The sequence below is a fragment of the Kutzneria buriramensis genome (assembly GCF_003387475.1).
GTDB lineage: Bacteria > Actinomycetota > Actinomycetes > Mycobacteriales > Pseudonocardiaceae > Kutzneria > Kutzneria buriramensis.
In genome coordinates, this window is sequence record NZ_QUNO01000001.1 from 22,742 (window position 1) to 37,358 (window position 14,617).

Consider the following 14,617-nt stretch of genomic DNA (forward strand, 5'->3'; position numbering starts at 1 on the left):
CTACGGTTTGTCCTCCGTTCCGACGCGAGTGGAGGACCAGGGTGGACGAGCAGGAGCAGGCTGACCGCAGGGAGGCAGCCCAGGCCGTGGAGCGGGCGCTGTCCGTGCTGTTCGGCCGGGCCCGCAGCTTCTCCCTGCAGGTCGCCGCGGCCGTCCACCCCGGCCTGGACACTGCCTCCTACGCCCTGCTCGTGCACCTGTACGAGACCGGCCCGGTGCGCGCCGCGGAGATCGTGGAGCGCACCGGGCTCGACAAGTCCACCGTCAGCCGCCAGATCGCCCGGCTGGAGGAGCTCGGCCTGCTGGAGCGCGCCGTGGACAGCGCCGACGGCCGGGCCCGCATCGTGCAGCTCACCGACACCGGCCACGACCGCCTGGCCGCCGTCCGCGCCGACCGCCGCAAGCTGCTCCGGGAGCGTCTGGACCAGTGGTCCACCGTGGACATCCAGACCTTCTCCACCCTGCTGGAGCGGCTGAACGAGGTGTTGTGATGGGGCCGTCGGTGGACGAGTCGCTGGAGCTGATCCGCCAGCTGCGGATGCTCAACCAGATCCAGAACGCGGTGCGGATGCGGTTCTGGGACGACGAGTTCGGCCTGCACCCGGCGGCCGGCGCGCTGCTGGCCGACGTGGTGGCCCGCGGCGAGTGCCGGGTGTCCGACCTGGCCGAGCAGCGGGTGGTGGACACGTCCGTGGTCAGCCGGCAGATCGCCCAGCTGGAGAAGGTGGGTCTGGTCGACCGCCGGCCGTCGCCCAGCGACGGCCGGGTGGCGCTGATCAGCCCGACCGAGCGGGGCGTCGAGGTGCTGGCCGGCTGGAAGCGCAAACAGGCCGACCTGATCATCGGCGCGCTCGGCGGCTGGGACGACGACCGGCTCGCGGCCACCAACCACGTGCTCCGCGACCTGGTAGCAGCCCTGCGGGCCACGCTGGAAGCGTGATCACCCTGACGGCCCAGCCCCTGTGGATCGTCACCTGGGGATTGTGGACAACCGCCGGGACCGTGTGGACAACGGTGATTCGCATGTGGGTGACGCGTCGGATATTCTCGACTTGAGCGGAACAGACTCAACTTTGCTGACGTTGAACCAGGTGTCCAACGAGTCTCGCCCGAAGGTGGGAGATGAACCAGTTCAACCCGACCACGAAGACGCAGCAGGCGGTGTCCGAGGCGGCGCAGGCCGCCACCATGGCCGGCAATCCCGACATCACGCCCGTCCACCTGCTCGCCGCGCTGCTGGCCCAGGGTGACGGTCTGACCGCCCCGCTGCTCACCGCGGTCGGGGCCGATCCGGCGCAGGTCCGCGCCGAGCTGGAGAAGCTCGCGCACTCGCTGCCGTCGGCGACCGGCGCCACCATGTCCGCCCCGCAGCTGTCCCGCGACGGCCTGCGGGTGATCACGCACGCCCAGCGGCTGGCCACCGAGATGGGCGACGAGTACGTGTCCACCGAGCACCTGCTGGTGGGGCTGGCCGCCGAGGGCGGGCAGGTCGCCGACCTGCTGCGCCGGCACGGCGCCACCCCGGACGCGCTGCGCGAGGCCTTCACGAAGGTGCGCGGCTCGGCCCGGATCACAAGTCCGGACCCCGAGGGCACCTTCCAGGCGCTGGAGAAGTACGGCGTCGACCTGACCCAGCGGGCCCGCGACGGCGAGCTCGACCCGGTGATCGGCCGCGACGCCGAGATCCGCCGCGTCGTGCAGGTGCTGTCCCGGCGCACCAAGAACAACCCGGTGCTGATCGGCGAGCCCGGCGTCGGCAAGACCGCCATCGTCGAGGGCCTGGCCCAGCGGGTGGTGGCCGGCGACGTGCCGGAGTCGCTGCGCGGCAAGCGCGTCGTCGCGCTGGACCTCGGTTCCATGGTGGCCGGCGCGAAGTACCGCGGCGAGTTCGAGGAGCGGCTCAAGGCCGTGCTCAAGGAGATCACCGACTCCGACGGCCAGGTGATCACCTTCATCGACGAGCTGCACACCATCGTGGGCGCCGGCGCGACCGGCGAGGGCGCGATGGACGCCGGCAACATGATCAAGCCGATGCTGGCCCGCGGCGAGTTGCGCATGGTCGGCGCGACCACGCTCGACGAGTACCGCCAGCACATCGAGAAGGACCCGGCGCTGGAGCGGCGGTTCCAGCAGGTGCTGGTCGGCGAGCCGAGCGTGGAGGACACCATCGGCATCCTGCGCGGCCTCAAGGAGCGCTACGAGGTGCACCACGGTGTCCGCATCACCGACACCGCGCTGGTGGCCGCCGCGACGCTGTCCGACCGGTACATCACCGCCCGCTTCCTCCCGGACAAGGCCATCGACCTGGTCGACGAGGCGGCGTCCCGGCTGCGGATGGAGATCGACTCCCGGCCCGTCGAGATCGACGAGGTGGAGCGGGCCGTGCGCCGCCTCGAGATCGAGGAGATGGCGCTGGAGAAGGAGTCCGACCAGGCCTCCAAGGAGCGGCTGGACGCGCTGCGGGCCGAGCTGGCCGAGAAGCGCGAGGAGCTGTCCGCGCTGACCGCCCGGTGGCAGAACGAGAAGGGCTCCATCGAGAAGGTCCGCGAGCTCAAGGAGCAGCTGGAGCAGCTGCGCGGCGAGTCGGAGCGGGCCGAGCGGGACAGCGACCTGGGCCGCGCCGCCGAGCTGCGCTACGGCCGGATCCCGGCGCTGGAGAAGGACCTGGCGGCGGCGACGGCGAACACGCCCACCGGCGACGTCATGCTCAAGGAGGAGGTCGGCCCGGACGACGTGGCCGACGTGGTCAGCGCGTGGACCGGCATCCCGGCGGGGCGGCTGCTCGAGGGCGAGACGGCCAAGCTGCTGCGGATGGAGGACGAGCTCGCCGCGCGGGTCGTCGGCCAGGCCGAGGCCGTGCGCGTGGTGTCCGACGCGGTGCGCAGGACCCGGGCCGGCGTGGCCGACCCGGACCGCCCGACCGGCTCGTTCCTGTTCCTGGGCCCGACCGGCGTCGGCAAGACCGAGCTGGCCAAGGCGCTGGCCGAGTTCCTGTTCGACGACGAGCGGGCGATGATCCGCATCGACATGAGCGAGTACGCCGAGAAGCACTCGGTGGCCCGCCTGGTCGGCGCCCCGCCCGGCTACGTCGGCTACGACCAGGGCGGCCAGCTGACCGAGTCGGTGCGCCGCCGCCCCTACTCGGTGGTGCTGCTGGACGAGGTGGAGAAGGCTCACCCGGACGTGTTCGACGTGCTGCTCCAGGTGCTGGACGACGGTCGGCTGACCGACGGCCAGGGCCGGACGGTGGACTTCCGCAACACCATCCTGGTGCTGACGTCCAACCTCGGCTCGCAGGCGATCGCCGACCCGGTGCTGACCGAGCAGCAGCGCAAGGACGCGGTGCTCGCGACCGTGCAGCGGCACTTCAAACCGGAGTTCCTCAATCGGCTGGACGACGTGGTGGTGTTCCACGCGCTGGCCACCGAGGAGCTGACCCAGATCGTGGACATCCAGGTGGCCCGGCTGGCCAAGCGGCTGGCCCAGCGCCGGCTGTCGCTGGAGGTCTCGCCGGGCGCCCGCGACTGGCTCGCGCTGAACGGGTTCGACCCGGTCTACGGCGCGCGGCCGCTGCGCCGGCTGGTGCAGTCCTCCATCGGCGACCAGCTGGCCAAGGAGCTCCTGGCCGGCGAGATCCGGGACGGCGACACCGTGCTGGTCGACGTGGTCGAGGACAACTCGGGCCTGATGGTCGGCCGGTCGCTGACCGCCTGATGGGCGAGGTTTCGACCCCGGCCGGCGCCGAAATTCGGCGCCGGCCGGGGTCGTGTCCTGGGGTGACCGGAAAGCACATCGTGACCGGTTCTAGGCAGAACTGACCCACTAGTGATCTTCGTAATCCGCCGAGCGGCCGCTACCCTGCCTGTTGTGATACCTGCGTGGGTCTGGTTCACGGCGTTCGTCGTCCTGGCAGTGGCCGGGCTGGCACTGCTGGCGACAGACCGCGCCCAACGCACGGCTCGCAACCGCGAGCGGCGGCGTTGGGCGGGGCTGCGTGGCTGGCAGTTCGCCGAGACAGACCACGTGCTGCCGACACGCTGGCACCACGGGGCGATCGCCTACTACGGCAGCGGCGTGGCCCGTGACGTCGTCGCCGGGTCCACCTTCACCGCGGACGGGCGCCGCCAGGTGTACGTGCTCGACCTGGAGAACGGCGGCAAGGTCAACTCGGTGCTGGTCGGCATCCGCTGCCGGCGGACGCACCCGGTGGTCGTCGAGCTGTGGCTGCCCAGCGTGCCGTTCCAGCGGGAACAGATGCCGGATCTGCTCGGCCCGGTCGGGCAGCGCTACGCCTTCGTGTCCGACCTGACCGCCGCCCGCATGCTCATCACGCCCGACCTGGTGGAGGCGGCCGAGGAAATCGGCGGCGACGTCACCGTGGTCTGGCTGGAGGAGGACTGGGTGCTCGCGGCCGCGCCGCCCGGCGCCAGCCCGGCCCGGCTGGAGCGCCTGCTGCGCGACGTCGGCGAGTTGGCCGACGTGGTCGACCCTTTCGACGCGGACACGTCGGCTGACGACTCGTCGTCCGACGACAACCCCGGCGGCGAGGTCTACCGGCCCTCGTTCGGCGGCCGCAATCCGGCCTGAGGCATCCGGATCGGCCTGACGCGCACGTACAGTTCGCGGCATGGCCACCTGTCTCGTCACCGGATCGACCTCCGGTATCGGCGCCGCCTTCGTGCGCCGCTTCGCCGCCGACGGCGACCGCCTCGTGCTCGTCGCCCGCACCGAGTCCCGGCTGGCCGAGCAGGCCGCCGAGCTGAAGCGCCGCTACGGTGTGGAGTCCGAGGTGCTGCCCGCCGACCTGGCCACCGCCGAGGGCCGCGCGATCGTCGAGGCCCGGCTGCGGGACGCGTTGCGGCCGGTGGACGTCCTGGTCAACAACGCCGGCTTCGGCACGTCCGGCGAGTTCTGGACCTCCGACGTCGAGGACATGCAGAAGCAGTTGGACGTCAACGTGACGGCCGTGATGCGGTTCACCCACGCCGTCCTGGAGACGATGGTGCCGCGCCGAGCCGGCGCGATCATCAACGTGTCCAGCGTCGCCGGCTTCATGCCCGGCCGCGGCTCCACGTACTCGGCCAGCAAGGCGTATGTCACCTCGTTCACCGAGGGGCTGGCCATCGCGCTGACCGGCTCCGGCGTGCGGCTGATCGCGGTCGCCCCCGGCTTCGTGCACACCGAGTTCCACGAGCGCGCCGGCATCGACATGAGCAAGACGTCCGAGCTGTGGTGGCTCAACGCCGACCAGGTCGTCGACGAGTGCCTGGCGGATCTGGGGCGGGGCAAGGCGGTCAGCGTGCCGGGGCTTCAGTACAAGGCCGTCGTCGGGCTGTCCCGCCTGGTGCCGCGCGGATTGGTGAGGAGGATCGCCGGGCGCGTCGCCGCCGGCCGCGGCCGGACATGAGAGGGTGTGGATCCGTGCGAGTGGAATCTCCGGCGAAGTCCGAACTGGCCCGTCTTGTCTCCGAGCTTGCCGTCGTGCACGGCCGTGTCACCCTGTCCTCCGGCAAGGAGGCCGACTACTACGTCGACCTCCGGCGCGCGACGCTGCACCACGCGGCCGCGCCCCTGATCGGCAAGCTGCTGCGGCAGCTCACCGCCGACTGGGACTACGTCGCCGCCGGCGGCCTCACGCTCGGCGCCGACCCCGTGGCCTGCGCGATGATGCACGCCGCTGCGGCCGAGGGCGACGTGCTCGACGCCTTCGTCGTCCGCAAGGAGGCCAAGGCGCACGGCATGCAGCGTCGGATCGAGGGCATCGAGGTCGCCGGGCAGCGGGTGCTCGCCGTCGAGGACACGTCCACCACCGGCGGCAGCGTGCTGACCGCCGTGAAGGCGCTGCGCGAGGCCGGCGCGACCGTCGTCGGCGTGGCCACGGTTGTCGACCGCAACACCGGGGTACGGGAAGCCATCGAGGAGGCCGGGCTGGACTACCGGTACCTTCTCGATCTCTCGGATCTGGGTCTGTAGGAGGCGTCCTTGGTCGCTGCCCTCTGCGTCGTGGCGGTGCTGCTGCTGATCGTGCTCGGCGCCGCCCTGAGCCACCGCAGATTCGTCGTGCAGCGGACGGTCGTGCAGCGGTTGTGGCGACAGGTGGACGACGAGTTGCAGCGGCGGCACGACCTGATCGGCGGGCTCGTCGCCGTGACGAAGGCCGGTGGCGTCAACGTGAGCACGATCGTGCAGGCGCGGTCGCAGGCGATGGCGAGCAGGGGTGCGGGGCCGGTGGCGCAGGGCGTGGCGGAGCAGGTGCTCAACGAGGAGCTGACCGGCTTCCTGGCCGGGGTGCCGGAAGGGCTGCGGGCGGGTAGGGACTTCGGGCTGTTGTGGGAGCGGATGGGCGAGAGCGAGGAGCGGGTGGCGGCGCAGGCCCGTGCGTACAACGACAGCGTGCACACGCTGAACAACCGGATCGTCGCCTTCCCCAGCAACATCGTGGCCGGCGCGACCAAGGTGGCCCGCGCGCAGTACTTCCTGCCGGGCGGGCGAACCCGGTGACCGAGGACGACCTGGGCCCGACCGAGTGGGTCGCGGCCGGGTACGAGGTCGGCGTCGGACCGTGGGAAGGGCCGTGGCCCGACGACGACCGGTACGACCCCGAGCTGCTGGCCGAGGGCGACCGCCGCAACGTGGTGGACCACTACCGGTACTGGCGGCGGGAGGAGATCGTCGCCGACCTCGACCGGCGGCGGCACCCGTTCCACGTCGCCATCGAGAACTTCCAGCACGACCACAACATCGGCACCGTCGTGCGCACCGCCAACGCCTTCGCCGCGCGGGCCGTGCACATCGTCGGGCGGCGTCGGTGGAACCGGCGCGGGGCGATGGTCACCGACCGGTACCAGCACCTGCACCACCACGAGGACGTCGAGTCGCTGGTGGCGTTCGCCCGGTCGGAGCGGCTGGAGATCGTCGCCGTGGACAACACCCCCGGCTCGGTGCGTATCGAGAACACCGCGCTGCCGCGGGCCTGCGTGTTGCTGTTCGGCCAGGAGGGGCCGGGCCTTTCCGCCGCCGCGCAGGCGTCCGCGGACGTCGTCGTGTCAATCGCCCAGTTCGGGTCGACCCGATCCATCAACGCGGGGGTCGCCGCGGGCATCGTGATGCACGCTTGGGTAGCGCAACACGCCGACCTTCATACGTCCTGGTGAGACCGGTGTCAGCGGAATCGATCAAGCCAGCACGATGGGGTGGTGACGGACTCCCCGAACGCCCCCGCGCTGTGGGCCGCACGGGCGGCGATGGCCGAACGGGCCGTGCGGACCAGACACCTGCGTCGGCTGTGGGGCATTCCCGGCACCACAATCGCCGTCACCGGCTGGCCCGCGTGGGGGCGTCGGCTGCACGTCACCTGGCACTACTGGTGGCAGGCGCACCTGCTCGACTGCCTCGTCGACGCCCAGCTCCGGTCGCCGTCGCCGGAGCGGCTGCGTGACGTACAGCGGCTGATCGACACCATCCGGCTGCGCAACGGCCGGCGGTGGCTCAACCGGTACTACGACGACATCGCGTGGCTCGGCCTCGCGCTCTGGCGCTGCGGCGCGGAGTTCGGCGTGCACCGGCCCGAGGCGCTGGAGGAGATCCGGGGGCGGCTCCGGCAGGGCTGGACCGACCACGGTGGTGGCGGCATCTGGTGGCGTACCAAGGACAATCTCAAGAACGTGCCCGCCAACGGTCCCGCCGCGATGCTGTTCACCCGGCTCGGCGACCGCGTCGACCTCCAGCGGGCTATGTCCATTGTGGACTGGATCGACGAGTGGCTCATCGACCCCGCCACGGGGCTGGTCCTCGACGGGCTGCGGGTCGACCCCGACGGTGAGGTCACCGGTGTCGTGGAGTGGGTCTTCACGTACTGCCAAGGGGTTTACATCGGGGCGTGTCTCCAGCTCTGGCAGGCCACCGGCCAGCAGCTGTGGGCCGACCTCGCCCGGCGCACCGTGCTCGCCGTCGCCGAGCACATGGTCGGCGAGGGCGGGGTGCTCCCCGGCAACGGCGGCGGTGACGGCGGGCTGTTCGCCGGCATCCTCGCCCGCTACCTCGCCCAGGCCGCCATCGTCCTCGGCGACAAGGAGGCGGCCCAGATCGTCTATCTCTCCGCCGACTCCGCGTGGCGCAACCGCGACGAGGTCCGCGGCGGGCCGCTGTTCGGTCCCGAATGGGTCATGCCCGCCGCCCGCGGCCGCCGCCGCGCCGAGCGGGACCTCTCCGTGCAACTCTCCGGCTGGATGCTCTTCGAGGCGGCCGCGGCGTTGGAGCGCAACGACGTCCACCCCAGCCTCGGTTGACCTCCACCAAGGTTGAGGTTGCATGGTGGTCGGGAGGTGAACCACTGTGCCGGGGAGGAAAGAACAGTGATCTTGGTGACCGGGGCCACGGGTCGGGCCGGCGGCAGCGTGCTGAACCAGTTGCTGCACAAGGGTGTTGCCGTACGAGCATTGGTGCGGGACCCCGAGCGCACGGCGCTGCCGGAGGGGGTCGAGGTGGTGCGCGGGGACCTGGCCGACCCGTCCAGCCTCGGGCCGGCCCTGGCGGACGTCGAGTCGGTGTTCCTGGTCTGGCCCACCATCGCCGCCGACCACGCCGCGCCGGCCGTCGTCACGGAGATCGCGAAGCGGGCGCGTCGGGTGGTCTACCTGTCCGCCAACGGGGCTTCCGCCGACGCGACCGGCGGCATCCTCGGCTCCCACGCCATGCTGGAGCGGTTGATCGAGGACGCCGGCGTGGAGTGGACGTTCCTGCGGCCGACCGGCTTCGCGGCCAACACCCTCAACTGGGCGCCGCAGATCCGTGCCGAGGGCGTCGTGCGCTGGTTCCACGGGGCCGCGCGCCGGGCGTTGATCCACGAGCGTGACATCGCGGCGGTGGGCGTACGGGCGCTGACCGGGGACGCGCTCACCGGGACTCGGCCGGTGTTGACCGGGCCGGCGGCGATCAGCCAGGTGGAGCAGGCCCACACGATCGGCGACGCCATCGGCCGGCCTGTGCGCTTCGAGGAGGTCTCCGACGAGGTGGCTCGGCGGGAGATCTTCGCCGGTCAGCCGGCGGCAGTGGTCGACGGCCTGCTGGCCGCGCACGCCGCCCTGGTCGCCAAGCCCGAGCTGGTCAACGACACCGTCGAGCAGATCACCGGCACACCGGCTCGCACCTTCGCGGAGTGGGCCGCCGACCACGCGGCGGACTTCCGCTAGGCGCAGCCGCAGGACTGGCGGTGCATGAGCTTGGCCTGCAGGCGGACGGTCTGGGGTTCCCGCGACGGGTCCTGGATGCGGGCCAGCAGCATGCGGACGGCGGTGCGGCCGATGTCGGCGACGGGCTGGGCCATGGTGGTCAGGGGCGGATCGACGAGTTCGGCCCATTCGACGTCGTCGTAGCCGACCACGGCGAGGTCGGTGCCGATCTTGATGTGGCGGCGGCGGGCCTCGTGCAGGATGCCGACCATCATGTTGTTGTTGCCGGCGACCACGGCAGTCGGTGGCAGCGGCAGATCGAACAGCCGTGCCAGGGCCGTCGCGCCGTCCTCCGCCGACGACTCGCCGGAGATGACGAGTTCGGGATCCCACGGCAGGCCGGCGCGGCCGAGCCCGAGCCGGTAACCGAGCACCCTTTCGGACGACGTCGTGAGCCCGCTGGCCCCGCCGACCATGCCGATGCGGCGGTGCCCGAGCTCGCCGAGGTGCTGCACGAGGGCCGAGGTCGCCTGCACGTTCTCCGGGCCGACCTGGTCGACCGGCTGGTTGCCGGGGAGCCGGTCGACGAGCACCGTGGGGATGTTCAGCCGGCGCAGCTCCGGCAGTACCGAACCCACCGCTCCCGGCGACGGTGTGAGCAGCACGCCGTCCACCCGACGGGCGCGCAGCATGCGGATGGAGTACTCCTCGGTTTCCGCCTCGTCATGCGTGTCGACCAGCAGCAGCGTGTATCCGGCCGCGGTCGCCTCGCTCTCGATCGCCTGGATCAGCTCGGCGAAGTACGGGTTGGCCACCAGTGAGATCGCCACACCCAGCGACCGGGTGCCGCCGGTGACGAGAGACCGGGCGATGACGTCGCCGGTGTAGCCGGTCCTGGCCACGGCATCGAGCACCCGCTCCTTGGTCTCCGCGGCCACGGCTCTGGTCCCGTTGACGACGTGGGAGACCGTCGTGATCGACACTCCGGCCAGCTGAGCGACGTCCTTCATCGTGACCATGGCACATTCCTTGCAACGTTATGTGACCGAGACATCAAGCCGCCAAGCGTTTGCGCAAACGCTTGGCTATGGACCCTACCGCAGTCGCCGAGGTCCGGCCGGGCCGGTGATCAACGGCGTGTCGACGTTGGCCCTCGGCGCCGGGCCGGCGTCGGGATCACGTTGTCTCCAAAGCAGGCGACGGGTGTGCCGGCCACCCGGAAGGGCGGCGTGGGGCGGTGTCATTCGCACCGACGGGATGGCGGAAATCTGCGAATAATGGTTCAGACCATGGGGAATTTGATGTTGCCGAGTTGCAACGACCGCATTTCTGCGACGTGTTGCGGTCGTCACAGGTGACGGTCTATAACCGGGGACAACGTTGTCTCGCAGGTGTCGGGCTGGCTACGGAAGGACTCTTCTCATGCACACACGTGACGGTGCGGCGCCCCGCCGGATCGGCCGCCGCCGGGTGGCCCTCGGGCTGGCCGTCCTGGTCTGCTCGGGGGCGCTGGCTGCCTGCGGTTCGGACACTTCCAGCGGTGCGGTGGGTGTGTCGCTGATTCTGAAGACCCTGTCCAACCCCTACTTCGTGTCGATGGAGAAGGACGCGAAGACCGAGGCGGCGAAGGACAACGTGTCACTCACGGTGGCCGCAGGGCAGTCCGACGGTGACACCCAGTCCCAGATCGCCGCGATCGACAACGCCATCTCCCGCGGCGACAAGGGCATCCTGATCACTGTCAACGGCAACGCGGTCAACACCGAGCTGCAGAAGGCGCGCAACGCCGGCATCTACGTGATCGCGCTGGACACCGCGCCGACCCCGGCCAGCGTCGTGGACGTCACCTACGCCACCGACAACGAGCAGGCCGGCAAACTGATCGGCCAGTACGCGGCGGCCAAGCTGAACGGCGGCAAGGCGGTGATCGCCATGCTCGACCTGTTCAACAACCAGGTCGTGTCGGTGGACACGGCCCGTGACCACGGCTTCCTGGAGGGCATGGGCATCGCCCCGGGCAGCGCCACCGAGAACGGTCAAGAGGCCAAGTCCGGTCACTACACCGGCGGCACGGGCGGCGACTACACGGTGGCCTGCCACCAACCGACCCAGGGCGCCATCCCGGGCGGCAAGACGGCCATGGAGAACTGCCTGTCCGCCAACGGCGACGTCAACGTCGTCTACACGATCAACGAGCCCGCCGCCGAAGGCGCGTTGCAGGCGTTGCAGGCCGCCGGCAAGACGAACGTGCTGGTGGTGACCATCGACGGCAGCTGCAAGTACCTCAACGGCCTGGTCAAGCAGGGCACCATCGCGGCGGACGCGGTGCAGTACCCCGGGAAGATGGCGAGCGACGGCGTGCAGGCCATCTCGAAGCTGGCCAGCGGCGGAGCCAAGCCGGGCCTGCCGGCCGGTCAGTCCTTCATCAACACCGGCACCGCGCTCGCCACCGCCAATCCGCTGCCCGGGGTGACCAGCCAGACGCCGGGGCAGGCTGCCACCGCCTGCTGGGGCAGTTGAGCGGCGACCCGCCGAACCAGACCGATCGAAGGGAAGGGCTCCGCATGTCCCAGACACTCGACACGTCCGCGTCCGCCGAGGACATCACCAAGCCCCGCGACTCGTTGGACCGGCGACTGCACGGCGTGCTGCACCGGATGCCGGCGCTGAGCCCGTTGGTGGTGCTGGTCATCGCCTGTGTCGTGTTCGCCGTGGCCAATCCGCGGTTCATTCGGCCGGAGAACCTGTCCATCCTGTTGCAGCAGGCGGCCGTGGTGGGTTCCCTCGCGGTCGGCCAGACCCTGGTCATCCTCACCGCCGGAATCGACCTGTCGGTCGGCGCGATCATGGTGCTGGCCACGCTCGTGATGGGCAAGCTCGCGTTCGGCGGCATGCCTGACGTGGTCGCGTTCCTGATCGGCTTCGCGCTGGCCGTGGCCGCGGCCTTCCTCAACGGGCTGCTGGTCACGCGAATCAAGCTGCCGCCGTTCATCGTCACGCTCGGCACCCTGTCCGTCTTCACCGCACTGGCGTTGATCTACGCGCAGGGCCAGACGATCACGCTGAATCCCGGCACCTTCCTGACCTGGAGCGGCACGGTCATCCCGATCGGACGGTTCGGCCTGACCGTCGGCGTGTTGATGATGCTGTTGCTGTACATCGGTTTCGCCTACGCGCTGCGCCAGACGGCATGGGGACGGCACCTGTACGCGACCGGCGACGACCCCGAGGCCGCCCGGCTGGCCGGGGTGCGGACCAGCCGCGTGCTCCTGTCCGCCTACGTGGTGGCCGGCGCGGTGATCGGCATCGCCGCGTGGATCCTGGTCGGCCGGATCAACGGCGCCGACCCGAACGCCGGTCTCAACGCCAACCTGGAGAGCATCACGGCCGTGGTGATCGGCGGCACCAGTCTGTTCGGCGGCCGAGGCGTGGTGGTCGGCTCGCTGATCGGTGCGCTGATCGTCCAGGTCTTCGACAACGGCCTCGCCCTGATCGGCGTCAACCCCAACTACCAGGTACTCGCGGTGGGCGTCCTCGTCATCGTGGCGGTCGCCGCCGACCAGTGGATCAGGAGCGTCAAGTCATGAGCGAGCCGGTGTTGCAGGCACGGGGCCTTGCCAAGACGTTCGGCCACGTGGTCGGCCTGGACCGGGTGGACCTCACGCTGTCGGCGGGCGAGGTGCTGGCGGTCATCGGGGACAACGGCGCGGGCAAGTCGACGCTGATCAAATGCCTGTCCGGCGCGATGGTGCCGGACGCCGGCACGATCAGCGTAGAGGGCCGGCAGGTCAGCTTCCGGACCACCCAGGACGCCAGGGCGGCCGGGATCGAAACCGTTTACCAGACCCTCGCGGTCGCGCCGGCGCTGGACATCGCGAGCAACCTGTTTCTCGCCCGGGAACAGCGCCGCCCCGGTGTGCTGGGCACGGTGTTCCGGATGCTGGACACCGGTGCCATGAAGAAGCAGGCGAAACAGCGCATCGATGATCTCGGCATCACGACGTTGCAGAACATCAACCAGGCCGTGGAGACGCTGTCCGGCGGCCAGCGACAGGCCGTCGCGGTGGCCCGGGCCGCGGCGTTCGGCAGCAAGGTGGTGATCCTGGACGAGCCGACCGCGGCTCTCGGCGTCAGGGAGACCGGCCAGGTGCTCAGGCTGATTCGCGACCTGCGGGATCGCGGCCTAGGGGTGATCTTGATCAGCCATAACATGCCCAACGTGTTCGAAGTGGCCGACAAGATCCACATCCAGCGGCTCGGCCGGCGGCTCGGGGTCATCACCCCCCGGTCGCACACACCGGCCGAGGCGGTGGCCATCATGACCGGTGCGGCGACACTCGATCCCGCTCAGGACGCCGACGATCTGGTGGACACGCCGAGGAACACGTAAGGAATCAGGAGACCATCGTGCTGTCGGAAAGTGCGCAGCCCAAGGACAGACCGACCATGCGGGACGTGGCTGCGCTCGCCGGCGTAGGCATCAAGACCGTGTCCCGGGTCGTCAACGGAGTGTCCACCGTCGCTCCGGAACTGGTCGAGCGTGTGCGGTCGGCCGCGGACAAGCTTGGCTACCGACCCAACCTGACCGCGGCCAACCTGCGCCGCAGCGGGGGCCGCACCAACACCATCGGGCTGCTGCTCGAGGACATCGGCAACCCGTTCTCCTCCGCGGTCTTCCGGGCGGTGGAGGACTACGCGCGTGACCGCAGTGTGCTGGTCCTGGCCGCCAGCCTGGACGAGAATCCGCAGCGGGAACGGGAACTGACCAGGAAGTTGATCGACCGGCGGGTGGACGGGCTGATCATCATGCCCGCCGCGCAGGACTATCGGTACGTGCTCAGCGAGCAGCAGGCCGGCATGTCGTTCGTGTTCGTCGATCGGCTGCCGACCCCGCTGCTGGCGGACGCCATCGTGTCCGACAACCGGGGTGGGGCCAGAACGGCGGTGGAGCACCTGTTGCGCACCAGGCGTCGCCGTGTGGCCTACTTCGGTGACGACATGGCCATACCGACAGCGGCGGAACGCTTCGCCGGTTTCACCGACGCGCTCGCCGCCGCGGGGCTCGTGCCGGACGACCGGATGGTCCGGCACGGCCTGCGCACCGCGGAGCAGGCCAGGCGCGCCGCGAACGACCTGCTCGCCGGCGACCCGCCGGAGGCGATCTTCACCAGCCAGAACCTGGTCACCGTCGGCGTTGTCGAGGCACTGCACGAGCGGGACCTCCAGCACGACGTCGCCATCGTCGGATTCGACGACATCCCGTTTGCCGCCGTGCTCCAACCGGGTATCACCGTCATGGCACAGGATCCGGCGGCGGTCGGCCGCAAGGCGGTGTCGCGACTGTTCGACCGAATGAACGGCGACCAGTCACCGCCGGCCGTGCACACCGTTCTCACCCGCCTGATCGTCCGGGGATCCGGCGAACTACGGTTGCCCGAGTGACCAGA

At 70.5% G+C, this 14,617-nt stretch carries 15 protein-coding genes; 14 read left to right on the forward strand and 1 reads right to left on the reverse strand.

The genetic code is table 11. From position 1 onward, the window contains the following. The first annotated feature begins 41 nt into the window (after nucleotides 1–41). The 10 genes from BCF44_RS00125 to BCF44_RS00170 all read left to right on the forward strand — a co-directional run bounded on the left by BCF44_RS00125 (nucleotide 42) and on the right by BCF44_RS00170 (nucleotide 9,191). The gene (locus BCF44_RS00125) at nucleotides 42–491 is read left to right on the forward strand and encodes a MarR family winged helix-turn-helix transcriptional regulator (RefSeq protein ID WP_116172007.1); all 450 of its coding nucleotides are present in this window, start codon (nucleotides 42–44) and stop codon (nucleotides 489–491) included. Further along, nucleotides 491–940: a MarR family winged helix-turn-helix transcriptional regulator gene (locus BCF44_RS00130; RefSeq protein WP_116172008.1), complete on the forward strand. Its 450-nt coding sequence runs from the start codon at nucleotides 491–493 to the stop codon at nucleotides 938–940. Before BCF44_RS00125 ends, BCF44_RS00130 begins: the two co-directional genes overlap by 1 nt. A gap of 182 nt (nucleotides 941–1,122) precedes the next feature. After that, a complete protein-coding gene (gene clpB, locus BCF44_RS00135) occupies nucleotides 1,123–3,714 on the forward strand; it encodes an ATP-dependent chaperone ClpB (protein WP_116172009.1) in 2,592 nt (863 codons plus the stop codon). 156 nt (nucleotides 3,715–3,870) lie between these two features. Beyond that, on the forward strand, nucleotides 3,871–4,587 hold the full coding sequence (locus tag BCF44_RS00140; protein ID WP_170217327.1) for a type III secretion system chaperone family protein: 717 nt from the start codon (nucleotides 3,871–3,873) through the stop codon (nucleotides 4,585–4,587). 40 nt (nucleotides 4,588–4,627) lie between these two features. Then, a complete protein-coding gene (locus BCF44_RS00145) occupies nucleotides 4,628–5,407 on the forward strand; it encodes an SDR family NAD(P)-dependent oxidoreductase (RefSeq protein ID WP_116172011.1) in 780 nt (259 codons plus the stop codon). A gap of 14 nt (nucleotides 5,408–5,421) precedes the next feature. After that, nucleotides 5,422–5,973: an orotate phosphoribosyltransferase gene (pyrE, locus tag BCF44_RS00150; RefSeq protein ID WP_116172012.1), complete on the forward strand. Its 552-nt coding sequence runs from the start codon at nucleotides 5,422–5,424 to the stop codon at nucleotides 5,971–5,973. A 9-nt stretch (nucleotides 5,974–5,982) separates the two neighbouring features. Continuing rightward, nucleotides 5,983–6,501, forward strand: coding sequence for a LemA family protein (locus BCF44_RS00155; protein ID WP_116172013.1), 519 nt, complete (start codon nucleotides 5,983–5,985; stop codon nucleotides 6,499–6,501). Next, nucleotides 6,498–7,154, forward strand: a complete 657-nt coding sequence (locus BCF44_RS00160) for a TrmH family RNA methyltransferase (protein ID WP_116172014.1) — start codon at nucleotides 6,498–6,500, stop codon at nucleotides 7,152–7,154. Before BCF44_RS00155 ends, BCF44_RS00160 begins: the two co-directional genes overlap by 4 nt. 42 nt (nucleotides 7,155–7,196) lie before the next feature. Further along, nucleotides 7,197–8,288, forward strand: a complete 1,092-nt coding sequence (locus BCF44_RS00165) for a glycoside hydrolase family 76 protein (RefSeq protein ID WP_342775547.1) — start codon at nucleotides 7,197–7,199, stop codon at nucleotides 8,286–8,288. 66 nt (nucleotides 8,289–8,354) lie between these two features. Then, a complete protein-coding gene (locus tag BCF44_RS00170; RefSeq protein ID WP_116172015.1) occupies nucleotides 8,355–9,191 on the forward strand; it encodes an NAD(P)H-binding protein in 837 nt (278 codons plus the stop codon). On the opposite strand, the gene BCF44_RS00175 is transcribed toward BCF44_RS00170, so the two are convergent. Continuing rightward, nucleotides 9,188–10,189: a LacI family DNA-binding transcriptional regulator gene (locus BCF44_RS00175; protein WP_116172016.1), complete on the reverse strand. Its 1,002-nt coding sequence runs from the start codon at nucleotides 10,187–10,189 to the stop codon at nucleotides 9,188–9,190. The two genes, BCF44_RS00170 and BCF44_RS00175, sit on opposite strands and share 4 nt — an antisense overlap. 403 nt (nucleotides 10,190–10,592) lie before the next feature. On the opposite strand from BCF44_RS00175, the gene BCF44_RS00180 reads away from it, so the two are divergent. The 4 genes from BCF44_RS00180 to BCF44_RS00195 are packed head-to-tail and all read left to right on the forward strand — an operon-like array spanning nucleotide 10,593 to nucleotide 14,612. Then, nucleotides 10,593–11,690 carry a substrate-binding domain-containing protein gene (locus BCF44_RS00180; RefSeq protein WP_116172017.1) on the forward strand — a complete coding sequence of 366 codons (1,098 nt, stop codon included), beginning with the start codon at nucleotides 10,593–10,595 and terminating at the stop codon, nucleotides 11,688–11,690. A 44-nt stretch (nucleotides 11,691–11,734) separates the two neighbouring features. Further along, entirely contained in the window at nucleotides 11,735–12,757 is a 1,023-nt protein-coding gene (locus tag BCF44_RS00185) for an ABC transporter permease (protein WP_116172018.1), read from the forward strand. Next, nucleotides 12,754–13,560, forward strand: a complete 807-nt coding sequence (locus BCF44_RS00190) for an ATP-binding cassette domain-containing protein (protein ID WP_116172019.1) — start codon at nucleotides 12,754–12,756, stop codon at nucleotides 13,558–13,560. Before BCF44_RS00185 ends, BCF44_RS00190 begins: the two co-directional genes overlap by 4 nt. A 56-nt stretch (nucleotides 13,561–13,616) precedes the next feature. Beyond that, on the forward strand, nucleotides 13,617–14,612 hold the full coding sequence (locus BCF44_RS00195; RefSeq protein ID WP_116172020.1) for a LacI family DNA-binding transcriptional regulator: 996 nt from the start codon (nucleotides 13,617–13,619) through the stop codon (nucleotides 14,610–14,612). Nucleotides 14,613–14,617 lie beyond the last annotated feature (5 nt).